Consider the following 905-nt stretch of genomic DNA (forward strand, 5'->3'; position numbering starts at 1 on the left):
GTTTGATTAACATTTTTTACTACTAATAAAGTTCAATTTTGTAAGCAAATTATTATCTTTGCAGTTTACATAAAAGAATAAACTCTGCTATAGATACTACACAAAATACAGAGCGATTCGTCTTTTCTTAGTTTTAGGTAAGATACTTCTTTATTTTTTATACCATTTCTCTGTTTTTCAATAATTTGTATTTAAAAAGCCTTTAAAAAACTTACCTATTTAAAAACTAACTCTTACCTATGCAGACTTTGTAAAATACACTGAATCAGGTGTTTTAAAGCCTAAAGAAGTATGTAAACGATTACTATTGTAAATCAAAATAGCTTCTTTGACAGCCCTTAGAGCCTGTTTTTCATTTTTAAAAGTATCATCTAAGCCATATTCCTGCTTAAGAATACCATTAACTCGCTCAGCACAAGCATTTTCGTAGCAATGATTTTCCTCTGTCATACTGATTGTAATACCTTTTTTTATCAGCAAACCCGTGTACTCTTTACAGCAATACTGAACACCACGATCTGAGTGATGAATAAGCGGTTCTGTACCATCCCAGAGTTTTAAAGCCCTTTTCAAAGCCTCCATACAACCCTCTATCGAAAGACTATTAGATAGTTTGTAACCTACTATTTTCCTTGAATATAAGTCAGTTATAAGTGATAAGTATCTAAAACCTTCTTCAGTGCGAATATAGGTAATATCGCTCGCCCAAACCTGATTTTTACGAGTTATTGATAGACCTCTGACTTGGTTTTTGTACTTCCAATAGGAGTGATTAGAATCGGTCGTACGAGTAAAACTTTTCTTCCTTTTGATAAGTAAATCATTGTTCCTCAATAAGGTAAAAAACTTATCTCTACCTATCTTAGTAATTCCCTTGAGCTCGTTATCAAATCTGCAGAAAAGTT

General features: G+C 32.0%; 1 protein-coding gene. It reads right to left on the bottom strand.

All coding sequences use genetic code 11. The features are described from left to right. Nucleotides 1-237: 237 nt before the first annotated feature. On the bottom strand, nucleotides 238-905 hold a 668-nt coding region (locus HMPREF9075_RS04510; RefSeq protein WP_009415314.1), incomplete at its 5' end, for an IS3 family transposase.

The organism is Capnocytophaga sp. oral taxon 332 str. F0381 (assembly GCF_000318275.2).
In the GTDB taxonomy this organism is placed as follows: domain Bacteria; phylum Bacteroidota; class Bacteroidia; order Flavobacteriales; family Flavobacteriaceae; genus Capnocytophaga; species Capnocytophaga bilenii.